This is a genomic window from Halogranum amylolyticum (assembly GCF_900110465.1).
Taxonomy (GTDB): Archaea; Halobacteriota; Halobacteria; order Halobacteriales; family Haloferacaceae; genus Halogranum; species Halogranum amylolyticum.
The window spans coordinates 27,516-40,171 of record NZ_FODV01000019.1 but is presented as its reverse complement, the minus strand read 5'-3'; the positions used below and the strand labels follow the sequence as shown (position 1 = coordinate 40,171).

The 12,656-nt window shown below is 59.3% G+C and carries 15 protein-coding genes; all 15 read left to right on the top strand.

The window, feature by feature from the left end; translation table 11 throughout:
- The first annotated feature begins 87 nt into the window (after positions 1-87).
- The gene (locus BSG17_RS20780) at positions 88-627 is read left to right on the top strand and encodes a hypothetical protein (RefSeq protein ID WP_211609263.1); all 540 of its coding nucleotides are present in this window, start codon (positions 88-90) and stop codon (positions 625-627) included.
- Positions 628-1,070: 443 nt separating this feature from the next.
- Positions 1,071-1,979, top strand: coding sequence for a cation diffusion facilitator family transporter (locus BSG17_RS20775; protein WP_089827312.1), 909 nt, complete (start codon positions 1,071-1,073; stop codon positions 1,977-1,979).
- Between the two features lie 219 nt (positions 1,980-2,198).
- Entirely contained in the window at positions 2,199-2,690 is a 492-nt protein-coding gene (locus BSG17_RS20770; RefSeq protein WP_089827311.1) for a DUF7995 family protein, read from the top strand.
- Between the two features lie 65 nt (positions 2,691-2,755).
- Positions 2,756-3,313, top strand: a complete 558-nt coding sequence (locus BSG17_RS26395) for a PQQ-binding-like beta-propeller repeat protein (RefSeq protein WP_244531648.1) — start codon at positions 2,756-2,758, stop codon at positions 3,311-3,313.
- Between the two features lie 107 nt (positions 3,314-3,420).
- On the top strand, positions 3,421-5,574 hold the full coding sequence (locus BSG17_RS20760) for a hypothetical protein (RefSeq protein WP_089827310.1): 2,154 nt from the start codon (positions 3,421-3,423) through the stop codon (positions 5,572-5,574).
- Between the two features lie 73 nt (positions 5,575-5,647).
- On the top strand, positions 5,648-5,791 hold the full coding sequence (locus BSG17_RS27245) for a hypothetical protein (protein ID WP_170864894.1): 144 nt from the start codon (positions 5,648-5,650) through the stop codon (positions 5,789-5,791).
- Positions 5,772-5,945: a hypothetical protein gene (locus BSG17_RS27625; protein WP_211609262.1), complete on the top strand. Its 174-nt coding sequence runs from the start codon at positions 5,772-5,774 to the stop codon at positions 5,943-5,945. Before BSG17_RS27245 ends, BSG17_RS27625 begins: the two co-directional genes overlap by 20 nt.
- 8 nt (positions 5,946-5,953) lie before the next feature.
- Positions 5,954-6,196, top strand: coding sequence for a potassium channel family protein (locus BSG17_RS27620; protein WP_211609259.1), 243 nt, complete (start codon positions 5,954-5,956; stop codon positions 6,194-6,196).
- Positions 6,197-6,318: 122 nt separating this feature from the next.
- Positions 6,319-6,762 (top strand): NAD-binding protein, encoded by a 444-nt coding sequence (locus BSG17_RS27615; RefSeq protein ID WP_211609258.1) that lies wholly within the window; start codon positions 6,319-6,321, stop codon positions 6,760-6,762.
- Between the two features lie 62 nt (positions 6,763-6,824).
- A complete protein-coding gene (locus BSG17_RS28025) occupies positions 6,825-6,947 on the top strand; it encodes a TrkA C-terminal domain-containing protein (RefSeq protein WP_244531647.1) in 123 nt (40 codons plus the stop codon).
- A 65-nt stretch (positions 6,948-7,012) separates the two neighbouring features.
- Positions 7,013-8,443, top strand: a complete 1,431-nt coding sequence (locus BSG17_RS20750) for an APC family permease (protein WP_089827309.1) — start codon at positions 7,013-7,015, stop codon at positions 8,441-8,443.
- Between the two features lie 2 nt (positions 8,444-8,445).
- Positions 8,446-9,180, top strand: coding sequence for a universal stress protein (locus BSG17_RS20745; RefSeq protein WP_089827308.1), 735 nt, complete (start codon positions 8,446-8,448; stop codon positions 9,178-9,180).
- Positions 9,181-9,980: 800 nt separating this feature from the next.
- Positions 9,981-11,366, top strand: coding sequence for an FAD-binding oxidoreductase (locus BSG17_RS20740; protein WP_089827307.1), 1,386 nt, complete (start codon positions 9,981-9,983; stop codon positions 11,364-11,366).
- Positions 11,367-11,817: 451 nt separating this feature from the next.
- Complete coding sequence (locus BSG17_RS20735; RefSeq protein WP_089827306.1) at positions 11,818-12,183, top strand: hypothetical protein; 366 nt, start codon at positions 11,818-11,820, stop codon at positions 12,181-12,183.
- Positions 12,173-12,586 carry a PIN domain-containing protein gene (locus tag BSG17_RS20730; protein WP_089827305.1) on the top strand — a complete coding sequence of 138 codons (414 nt, stop codon included), beginning with the start codon at positions 12,173-12,175 and terminating at the stop codon, positions 12,584-12,586. The genes BSG17_RS20735 and BSG17_RS20730 overlap by 11 nt, the downstream gene beginning before the upstream one ends.
- Positions 12,587-12,656 lie beyond the last annotated feature (70 nt).

Genomic DNA, 12,656 nt, shown 5'->3' with positions numbered 1-12,656 from the left:
GTATCCACAGTTATTCAACAATTCATCGTTGACCAAACGTGACGATATTTTCCCGCTCACGGGATTTCGGTGCGGTCGTTCGTTTGCATGTTCGATCGTGATCTCGGTGATGCCGTGTTCAACGAGATACGACTTGAGAGCTTCGTGTACTCAACTGGAGCAGTCACTATTGCAGGTGGGCTACTCGCAACGAGTCAACCAGTTGCAGCAGCGAATCCTCACTTTATCCGTTGCTCTGCTCGGGGGCCAGATAACGCTGGCAATCTCGAAGTCGTTTGGAAGGAAGCCGGGCTCGGTGACAACCAGAACATCGACTATGAGGCATCCGCGAACGCAACTGCTGTGTATGCGTGTATCAACCGCGGTGGAAAATATCCACAAGCGACAAACAAAGAATCGTTCGAAGGCTCTGTCTCAGCAACAGGAACCTTCTCGTCAGGCAAGAATGGTCAGATTAACGGTAGTCTGACGCTCATGCCTCCCGAGAGTACTTGGGATTGTCCACCAGGTCAACAGGAGGTTCTCGCGTCTGTCTCCTACTCCAACGTTAAGATCGTGGATATGACAAATGACGAAACGTGCGAAGTGCCAGGATCCTTCTCGGAAATCTACTTTACATCTAATTAACAGACATATCCATTCTTTTTAGACCAGATATTCCACAAACTCCGATCCTAATCACTATAACAGTTCTTTGTTCGCTCTTGGAAGAAGTAATCAATTCCTGAGGCTAACAATAAAGCCAAAGATTGAGCAATTCGCGCGCTGAGTTCAGCACGGCCGCAGAAATCTCACCGAGCACTGTCAGAAGTGGCGTGCAACATACAGAGGATGTATGCAGCAACAAAAGTGAGTTTGATCTATCTGTTAATACGCAAAGTGAGAGCGGGGCTGTCAGGCGAATTCATCAGGGGGAAGTCGAGACCTCGGCAGATGCGAAGAACACGCTTGTGAAACTCGTCGGTTACCCGATATTGTCCGTCGCCCTCGAAATATTTAGACTGAATCAAAAGGTCCGTTATACAGGGCTAATGAGACCGCTTATTGGGGAGTAGCAGTATCGCTTTATCATGTCGGACCCTCGTCAGGCCTTTCTCAAAGTCTCTTGGGTGAACGTTCTCTTGAACGCTCTCAAAATCAGTGTTGAGGGAACACTTGGAATCCTCACCGGGAGTCTCGCACTCACTGCCGACGCAGCACATTCCGTTGCTGATCTTCTTGCAAGCGGTGTTGTCCTGGTTTGGGGACGGTCCGTCTACGAAGACGCCGATGACTCACATCCACACGGCCACAATCGGTTCGAACCGCTGTCCGCGCTTTTTGTTGGCGGGGTTCTCGTCTTACTCGGCCTCAAACTACTGTACGACGCGAGTCACTCAATTCTCACCGGAGTTACTGCTGAGTACAGCATTTGGCTAATTATCGGACTCCTGTTCGCACTTGGTGATATGTATGTGTGTTACTGGTACACGGATAAGATAAACGAGAAACTTCAACTGCCAAGTCTCCGGGCTCTTGCTGCCGACAGCCTCAACGACCTCTACACGACCGGTGCGGCCCTCATCGGTGTACTCGGCATGGCAGTCGGCTATCCCATCTTGGACCCGATTGCGGGCGGCGTCGTAAGCCTGCTCGTCATCCATCAAGGAGTGGATATCTCGAGAGAGAACGTTCAATACCTCGCCGACAGCGCCCCACCCGCGTCAGACCAAGCCAAAATTAAAAAACGTATCCGTGACCACCCAGCAGTTCATGGTGTCCACGATTTCGTGGCATACTATTCCGGGCATACAATTGAGGTAGAGTTTCACGCCGAAGTAGAGCAGGACCTAACGTTGGTTGATGCACACGACCTCGAATCGGAACTCCGCGAGCGTGTCCGTGAGATTGATCCGGTCTCAGACGTTCACGTTCATCTCGATCCGGCAGGACTCGGAGAATGGAAAGACGCCGATGACTCGGCAACCTTATCCACCTAACCTACTAGCGGTAGTCCTCCGAACTCTGCATTGAATCTCGAAGTCAACCGAACTCTGTGACCGACCTGCGCGCTGAGTTCAGCACGCCCTCAGAAACCTATCACAGATTGAGGGTTACACGAGAGCGACGAAACACAACCGAACTGGAGCTCACCGGAGAGCGTTTTTCTGCCCCCGAAGGGTGCGGGGCGTCACACACATCGCGTCCCGAGAACCACAATGCACCAACTCATCTACGCGCTCGTTGAAGCACCGAATCGAGACGATGCCCTCGCCAGCGGTAACGCAGCGTTCGACCGTCTCGTCGGCGTCGGACCAGACAGCGCTGCCGTCTTCGACTACTATGTGACGTTCGACGACGAGACAACGTCTGTCGCCGGAACGGCCCGATGGGGTGAATTACCTGTCGTGGCATCAGTTGACTCCGACGAAGGAGCGGAGCTCCTCGAACGAGGATGGAACGCAACGACCGAAGAGTTCGAACGGAATCTCAAACGAGTGCGAACCGCCGTCGACGAGTTCAGCACTGAGGAACTCATGCGCGACAAAGAACTTGCTCGACACGCTTGCTACAACCTCGGGGCGTACCGGGGACCGTCGCTCTTCCTGTACGATGAGTATGGCGGGGCAATTCGCCATCGCGACCAGCTTGATCGTGTCCTTGAGTCCGACGAACAGGTGTGGATCATCCCGGCGGACGTCCACTACTAAGTCGCAAATCGTCCGGCTGAACGGGCACCATGTTCTTTCCCCACAGAATCGGCTGGGGTTGTGCTGTGTACCCAAGCTACAGAGTCGCAAGTTTCTTTTTTGCGCTTCAGTTCTCTCGGACAGTGGTTCGAACAATTCCCCGCCGGAAAATCCTCCAGAAGTTCGGCGTCGCAGGTGCGGTCGTCATCGCTGGTTGTACAGAGACGACGAGCGACGAACCGACGACGTCGGTCGGCGATACGCCGAAGACAGCGAACCCGACTCCAACACAGACGGCAGAACCGACCGCTAAAAGCACGCAGACGGCGACGCCCGAGGAGTCACCGTGTCGTGAACCGGAGAGCAGGATGTCTCGCTGGCGGACGACCACCGACAGTCGTACCTACGACCCAGTCGTCGCCGACGGGATTGTCTACGTCGGCGGTGACGAGCCCGAGAGACTGAGGGTGTTCTGCAAGGAGCAGAGACACATTGAGATGCTCCAGAATCGAGAGTGCGAGCGATCCACGAGTAGAACGATACACATCGTGACACAGGGGTCGGCCACCGTCACAACACACAACGGTCACTCAAAACGTCGGCCACAGAAATTACATACCACATACCGTGATACTCTCGCATGACTGAATACCATGACCATGATAAATCTGGTCAGTCGAACATCCGAGGTACTCTTTCACGTCGACGGCTCCTCCAGACAGCTGTCGCAGGGGGGCTGCTCGGTATTGGTGTGTCTGGGCCACTGACCGAACCTGCAGCGGCGAGTTCCCGAACCGGCCCGAAACCGGGGCCAAACGTTCTCTACGAACCGCCCGCAACGGCACCGCAGTTTGAGAACAGCCCACCGTGGCGTGCCGAGCCGCTGCTCGTCGCAGGGACCGAGGGGTACTCCAAGGGTGAGTATCAGTATCAGGACTACGTCTACGACGACTACGGCGCGAACACGACGGAAACGGCTGAACCGCCACAACCCGCACCGAACGATGCCTCGGCGTACGGCGACAACGGAGTGATGTCGGGTGATGTGGTCTACCCGACGGACGCCGAGACGTACCGCCACAACGCTGCCGACCTCCTCGAATTTCGGGCGACGACGGAGGGTGACAGTCTCCGATACCGCGTGACCCTCAACACGATGACCCAGTCGGGCATCGCTGCCGCGGCCATCGGTATCGACACCGGTGGCACCACGGGGACGGACGAGTGGGGGTACGGTCTCGGGACGCTCGGTGACCTGTCGCTCGACCACGTCGTCGTGACGTGGGGTGACGGCGCGGAACTCGACGGTGAACCAGTCGACTCACAGGCCGACCTCGCTCGGAACCAGATCGACGTGATGGTCCCTCTCACCCCGGACGAAGAGACGTGGCGCCACTACCTCGTGGTCGGCCTGTTCGACCCCGCCAAGAAATCGTTCGTTCCCGTCCAGGAACTCCCCGATGAGACACACCCCGGTGGGGCCCATGAGTCGTCACCTCCGCCGGTGTTCAACGTCGGGTTCCGATTCGACGAACCGGTCGGCGCACCGAACATCGACCGCGAAACAGGTGAGGAGCAACTCGAAGAGGCCACAGAAACTGGCTCTCGCGGCATCGGGTACGGCCACTGGCGCGACCACGCACAGGCAACGGCACTCGCGGCCCGAGATATCAGCGAGTTCTACGCCGACATCGACTTCGCCAAGGTCAAGACGAACGTCGAAGAGCGCCGACTTCCCGAGACGGGCTTTCAGACGCGTCTCTACTCGTCGCATTACGATATCGGGTCGGGTGTCGACGCAGAGAACGACATCCTTCGTGGCCGGGTCCAGCAGTACGGTCTGTACGTCCCCAAGAGCTACGACTCTGAGACGCCGACCCCGATACATCTCCACCTGCACTCACTCGGGTCGACGTACAGCGAATACGCCACCCTGAGTCCGAACCTCCTCCGACAACTCGGTGAACAGCGTGATTCCCTCATCCTCACCCCCCACGGGAGGGGGCCAGCAGGGTGGTACCTGAACGAAGCGGAGCTTGACGTCTTCGAGGCGTGGGGTGACGTCCGCTCGCGGTACACAATCGATTCCGACCACGTGACCCTCGGTGGGTACTCGATGGGTGCGTTCGGGACGTTCCGGCTCGGCGGGCAGTATCCTGATCTGTTCGCGCGGGCGTTCGCCGTCTCCGGTGGTGCCTTCGAAGCCGAATCGTATGAGGGAAGCACGCCCCAGTACCTCGATGGATTCCGCAACCTCCCGCTTCGCATGTGGAATGGAGGAGCTGACAAGCTCGTTCCCGCGCCAGTGTTCACGGCGACAGAGGAACGACTACGGGAGCTCGGCTATCGCCACGAACTCGGCGTATTCCCCGAGTACGACCACTTCACCTTCGCCTTCCGCGACGAGTGGGGGCCAGCCCGTGACTTCCTCGGGGACGCCACCGTTCCGATGCACCCAACGCGTGTCGTCTACCCGTTGGTCCCCGAGTACGATGCCGAACAGTTCGGACTCGTCCACGATGGGGCGTACTGGGTGTCGGACGCGACGGTCGCCGCCGACGCGCAGTCGGGCCGCATCGATGCTCGGTCGCGTGCGTTCGGTGAGGCTCCACCGATCGAAGCGGACTACGAACGCGAGGGGACCGAACCGACACCGCACGTCAAGCGTGGCACCGTGTGGAAGGACCCAATTGCGAACCCACCTGCGGAGAACGCGCTTGACCTGACGCTGGACGGTGTCTCCGAGGTGACGGTGTGGGTCGAAGACGCCGGAATCGACCCCTCACAGGCGGTTCGCGTGACCGTCGACTCGACCCACTCCGTTGAGGTCACACTGGCGACGGCGAACAAACGGACGGTCGTCTCCTTCGAAGCGGGTGAGTCGGAGAAAGAAGCCACGATTTAACTGCTGAGTTTCGGTTGGCCGCCGTGGCTGTGGTGAGGGTGCAACACAGAGACGGCTGGCTCACCTAGTCTGTATGGCCAGCCGAATCAAGCGAATCGCTCGAGGTATCGACAACATCACGCGTGCGGTCGAGAACGACTGGGGGGCGGTGACGAAGGCGTTCATCCTCGTCGTCTTGGTCGTCACCACCTCTCGCTATGCGCGATGTCTTCGATAAGTTCGGCTGGAAACAGGAAAGTGAGCCACCGTCGTATGAGATCCGGGGAGAGCGTCTTGAAGAAGAGAATGCATACGTCCGCAAAGCGGACGTTGACGACGAAACGAATCCAAGTGTCCTTCTCTCCGCCCGGAAGGTCAATCCGACGTACTGACGGTCAGCTTGGCCGAGAACCCGAAGATAGCGAACTATCACCGGTACGCAGGGGCGGATCATGTACTCTCGCCCAAGCAATTACCGGGAGATCACCTGGCGGCCAAAGCGGTCGGGACGTTCGACCGTGAGGCGATTGAGGCCGTGGAGATCGACGAGGACTTCGAGATTGCCGAGTTCCCACTTCAAAGCGAGAGCGAACTGATCGGCCAGACTCTCGGGGAGAGTGATATCCTCGAGCGGACGGAGTAGCCGTCATCGGGGTGTGGTCCCGCGGGACGTTCCAGAGTCCCCAGCCGCCCGATGTCCGATTCGATACCCGAAGCATCCTCGTTGTGACCGGCGGAGAGTCGGAACTCGACCGACTGAAGGCGATGACGCTCTCCGAGGGACGCCACCGGCGGGGGGATGTCATTATCGCCGGCATGGGCGTCGTTGGGCGGGAAGTCTCAACCGCACTCTCCAATGCCGGATTCGAGTACACGACCGTCGACCTCGTGGAGAACTCGACCACTGACGGGGTCGGCAACGCGACCGAACGGCAGGTTCTCCGTGTGGCTGGCATCACGGACGCCGGCACGATGGTTCTCGCGTTGCCGGACGATACGGCGACGATCTCCGCGACGTTCGCCATTCGCGAATTGAATCCTCGGATCGAGATCATCGCTCGTGCAAACGAGCGCGAGAACGTGTCGAAGGTGTACCGTGCCGGCGCTGACTACGTGCTCTCGATCGCGGCCGTCAGTGGACGAATGCTCGCGTCGATCGTTCTCGACGAAGAGATCCTCTCTCCAGATACGCAGCTCAAGCTCGTTTGAACGACAGCTCCAGGCGCTGTTGGCAAATCGGTCGGTGAGGCAGACATCCGCAATCGGACGGAGTGTACCGTGATCGCCGCCGACGGAACGATACCACCGTTACCAACCCCGGAGCCTCGTTCGTGATCGAGCACGGCGACGAACTCGTCGTCGCTGGGACCGACGAGAACATCAGTCGGTTCTAGACAGCAGTCGTCTGATCCAACCCACCACCGCCGAGCTTATCTGGCTGTTGAAACAAGTACTGTACATGGCCGAACAGCCTGTCGACGTCGAGCCGGGCGGTCAGAACGTCGCCGGTGAGGCGCCTGCAGCGGAGCCGGAAGCCGTCACCGACGACACGACCGTCCACGACGACGACGTCGAACTCGAGCGGACTATCGGGCTGGTCGGCGGGTTGGCGATCGGAATCGGGACCATGATCGGGGCGGGGATCTTCGTCTTCCCGGGGTTGGCGGCGAACAACGCGGGCCTCGCGGCCACCCTCTCGTTCGCGATCGGCGGGGTCGTCGCGTTGCTCGTAGCGCTACCGACCTCCGAACTCGCCACGGCGATGCCCCGGAGCGGTGGCGGCTACTACTTCATTTCGCGGGGGATGGGGACGGCCTACGGTGCGATCGTGGGCCTCGGCCTGTGGCTAGGTCTGATGTTCGCCTCCGCGTTCTATCTGGTCGGACTTGGTCACTATGCGAGCGCCGTGTTCGCCGAACTCGGTATCGGACTCCCGATCAGTCCCGTCATCGGAATCGGATTGTTGTTCGGTGCAGCGCTGACCGCGTTGAGTATCGCCGGCACGGAGAACACCGCGAAGATCCAGAATGTGGTGGTGGGAATCCTCCTCGTGGTACTCACAGGTTTTCTGTCGTACGGTGTCCTCGACGCCGTGGGTGTTTTCGGTGGTGGAACCGTTCCAGAGCAGTTCTTCTCCCGGGGATATTTCCCGGTGCTGACAACCGCGGCGCTCGTGTTCACGTCGTATCTGGGGTTCGCCCAGGTCGCGACTGTTGCCGGCGAGATCAAACAGCCGGGCAGGAATCTTCCGCTGGCGATGGTCGGGTCGGTTCTCGTCGTCACGGTCTTTTACGTTGTGACGATCTTCGTCGCGACCAGCGCGTTCGGTGCGGACCGGCTGGGGCAGTTCGGGGAGACGGCGATGGTCGAAGTCGCCCGCGACTTCCTCGGCTTGCCAGGGGCGGTCGCGATCTTGGGTGCCGGGCTGCTGGCGACGTTCTCGAGTGCGAACGCGTCGATTCTCAGCGCCTCGCGGGCGGTGTACGCGCTGAGCCGCGATGCATTGCTTCCCAGAAAGGCGAGCGAGGTCAATCTCCGATACGGTACGCCACACGTCGCCCTGCTCGCTGCTGGCGGGCCGATCTTGGTCCTCGTTGCGACCGGGCAGGTCGAACTCCTCGCCGAGGTTGCATCGTTCCTCCACCTAATCATGTACGGACTGATGTGCGTTGCGTTGATTGTGTTGCGACGGCGAAATCCCGAGTGGTACTCCCCCAGCTACCGGGTGCCGGGCTATCCGGTTGTCCCGGCCGTGGGTGCGCTCGCGAGCTTCGGACTGATCGCGTTCATGCAGCCCGCGTCGATCGGCATCGGCATCGTCGTGATGCTCGTCTCGTACCTCTGGTATCGTTATTACGCTGAGAACGTCACACTCAAAGGAGACATTTGACCATGACGGACCGACCACCGATACTCGTCCCGATTCGCGTGCTCGAAGGAGAGTCGATCCCGGAAGGTGTTCCCGACCTCCTCGCGCACGCCCACGTCGTCCTCCTGGGGTATCACGTCATCCCGGAGCAGACGGCGGCGGGACAGGCGCGGATGCAGTTCGAGGAGCGCGCCACCAACCGTCTCGACGAATACGAGGTGATCTTCGAGAAGGCGGGAGCGACCGTCGAGCGGCGGCTCGTCTTCACACACGACGGTCAGAAGACGATCAACCGAACGATCCACGAGCACGACTGCGTGGCGGTCCTTGTTCCGAACGCCACCGGTATGGTCGAAGACGTGCTCGTCGCCGTCCGTGGAACCGTAGGAGTCGACCGTCTCGCCCACGTCGTCGCCGGTGTGTTCGGTGCGATGGACGTCTCGATCACGCTGTATCACGTCGCCGAGAACGAGGAAACGGACGAGGACATCGGGACCCTCCTCGATGGGATGGTCGACCGACTGGCAGACCTCGGTATCGACGCGTCGACGGTCGAGAGACGGGTCGAGCGGGCGCAGGATCCGTTCGATGCGATCACCGACGCAGCTGAAGCGTTCGACGTCGTCGTCATGGGTGAAACTGATCCGTCGTTAGCGACGTTCGTCTTCGGTATGCCGGCCGACCAAGTTTCCGACCGGTTCCTCGGCCCTGTGCTCGTCGTACAGCGCGAACCCGCCCCGGACGAGGAGAATGAGTAAGTGAGCGCATAGCATGACTCTGCCGTTCAGCCATCATTGTCTCTCCAATGAGACTATCTTGAATCAAGGAGAGACTCCCGCCCTTCAGGGCGGGCGTGAATCCGACCAACCTCGTTTTTCTGCCGATTGAGAACGTCTTGTACATTACCGAGGCGGTACACCCGCCCCCATACCGTGACAATCGGACAGTATCGGCCTTCCACCCCGATTCACGTAGGTATCCTCTGCGTGATAGGCGAGGATACCGACACACAACAACAAGATGACTCTGAATCAGCGGGGCAGAACCACTCGAACCCACCGCAGGAGAGGAGTAACGGGGGCGTGGCACTCCCACACTCGTCGGTGTGCAAACCCTCAGAGAACAACGAACCGCCCGTTGGTGGGCGTGGGAAGCCCCCTCGTTTACCGCGGGGAGGATGTCACTTGGATGCGCCTCTGGCGTCGTCTCCGCACCGCACAATCTGCATCACCGCCTACTCAGAGAGTTCGCTCTCCTAACGGAAACGGAGGTGACAGCCCCTACCCACAACGAAACGTGGACGGCTTTCCGAGAACGACCACCGGGGCATCGCTCGAGAACGTCCGTATGTTCCTCGATGAGTTGTTTGAGGAGCATCCCGAGGCAGAACAACGAGCGATTAGTCGAATCGAAGACGCGTAGCGGAAGTCATCGTACGTTTCAGCGTCTCAGAACTCCAATCTGCTGAAGTCAGCGTGCTGAATAGAGAGAATGGATTCAGCAGACCTTGTGCTACGGTAACGGCTAACTCGATTCGGGTGGTAGGAGAAAGTAAGACATGGTGCCAGTTAACGACTTCCGAGAAACGCTTCGAGGCACCCTGGTCCAGCCCCACGACAAGGGCTACCACGAGGCCCGTGCGGTCTGGAACGGGACGATCGATCGCCATCCTGCGGTCATCACCAAGTGTGCAGGCACCGCGGACGTGATTGCGGCTGTGAAATTCGCACGGGAGCACGACCTCGAAATCGCGGTACGCGGCGGCGGCCACAATGTTGCTGGCACCGCTGTCTGCGACGACGGGATCGTCATCGACCTCTCAGAGATGCGAGCCGTATGGGTCGACCCTCGCGCGCGGACCGCCCGGGTACAGGGCGGTTCCCTGTGGAGCGATGTCGACCACGAGACCCAGGCCCACAGCTTGGCAACCACGGGCGGCATCGTCAGCCACACCGGCGTCGCCGGACTCACACTCGGCGGTGGGATCGGTTGGCTGATGCGCAAGCACGGCCTCACCGCCGACAACTTGCTCTCCGCCGATGTGGTGACCGCCGATGGCGAGTTCATCCGAGCCTCGGACGACGAACACTCGGACCTGTTCTGGGCACTACGAGGTGGCGGCGGAAACTTCGGAATCGTGACTTCCTTCGAGTTTGCCCTCCACTCTGTCGGTTCCACTGTACTCGCCGGCCCTATGTTCTGGGCGGCAAATGACACCGCCGACGTGCTACGCTTCTATCGCGACTTTGCGCGGGATGCTCCCGACGAGCTTGGCACCGTCATCAGGTTCGGGACTATTCCTCCCCTCTCTGCCGTCCCCGAGGAGCTCCACTGGCGATCCGCCGTGGCAATCAACGCCTGCTACGCCGGCCCGGTCGACGAGGGTGAACGCGTCCTCCGACCGTTGCGTGGGCACGGCACACCGCTTCTCGATCTGGTATCCCCCAAGCCCTATCTGGCACATCAAGGCGGGCTCGACAGCACTGTCCTCCACGGATGGCACTACTACTGGAAGTCGACCGATCTGCCGGAGCTATCCGATGACCTGATCGACGTGTTCGTCGACCACGCCTTCTCGGCAGAGTCACCTCGCTCGTACTCGGTGCTATTCCATCTCGGCGGAGCGGTGAGCCGCGTCGATGATGACGCCACCGCCTACACCGGTCGGAACTCGCCTCACAACATCAACATCAACGGCGTATGGCGCCTCGACGAGGAGGAGAGGTACGCCGAGTCGGAAACGACGTGGACCCGTCGGTTCTTCGACGCGCTCGAACCCCATCGAGAGGGGGTCTACGTGAATTTCCTCGACGCCGATGACGGCACCCAACGGGTCCGCGAATCGTACGGTGAGTACACCTACCGGCGTCTCGCCGAGATCAAGACTGAATACGATCCCCACAACGTGTTCCACCTCAACCAGAACATCGAGCCGACCGTCTGAGATGTTCTCCTTCGACATTCCTTCGAAGTACCGGTTGATCCGACAAAGCTTGATGAAGACGCGCTCTCTATTCAGCACAGCGTTTCTGGCAACTAGCGGAGAGGAACCAGTGTGAATATCTGGAGTCTTCTGCTGATTCCTGTTCGCTGTAGTCGGACGCACGAGAGTCCGAGCCCGTATCTGTTATCCTCGACTGGCAGCGCGACGAAAATCCAGCGGCGCTGATCGGCCAGAACATCGACCACCGATGGAATATCTACGACTAACGCCGCGAGAGCGTCTGTTGTGCACGGTGGTGCACGGCGATACCGTCTGAGAAGGTCCAGCTACCTCATTTATTCCCATAGTACGAATTTGTCCAATACCGCTGATGAGAGCCACATACCCTCCGTAGAGATACTTGGACCCCCATAGTCAGAATCCTTTTGTGCGCATTATACGAAGTACACATATGAGCGAATCGCGACCGGGGCGAAACCCCCGTGTTTCCGACGAAGAAATCATTGAGGTGTTCCAGAACGCCGACACACCTGTGTTGACGACGTCAATGGCAGCCGAAGAGGTCGCGATCGGGAAGCGTGCGCTCCTCAATCGACTGAAAGATCTCGAAGAGCGAAACATCCTCAACCGAATGGATGTCGGCGCACGTGGACAGGTCTGGTGGCTCTCGGACGCGTACAAAGCTGAACAGCGGCCGGATTACCTCAAGAGCTTCGGGAAGTATGCAGACACAGACGTCGGCGAGGCTGTGCGAACAGTTGGTGAGGAGTTAGACGAAGACTTCCGAGAGCGCCAGGAGGAGTTCTTTGACAGCTAACCGATACGCCCTTGAAACGTCGTTTATCATCGATTACTGGAATGGGGAACCGTTCGCCCGACGATTCTTTAAAAGTCTCGAGGTGGAGGCAGACGTCCGTGTACCGACGGTGGCACTGTTCGAACTATACGCGGGCGCGCTGCTCTCGGACTCCCCACACGAAGACATTCCCACCGTTACTGATGACCTTTCGTTCGCTGAACCGCTGCCACTCACGAATGACTCAGCACAGGACGCCGCACGGATCCACGCCGACCTTCTGAGTCGGGGTAACCGGATTCAACTCCCCGATGTTCTGAACGCCGCGACAGCACGGAGCGCTGATGCAACGCTCGTCGCGACGGATGGACATTTCGAGTGGGTTGACGACCTTGCCGTCTATAATCCACGCGAAGAACAATGACCACGAGTTCGTCATGGTCTGAGACCTTCAGCGCCCGTTTCAACGATGGCTGCTGTCTTCAGACGGGAGT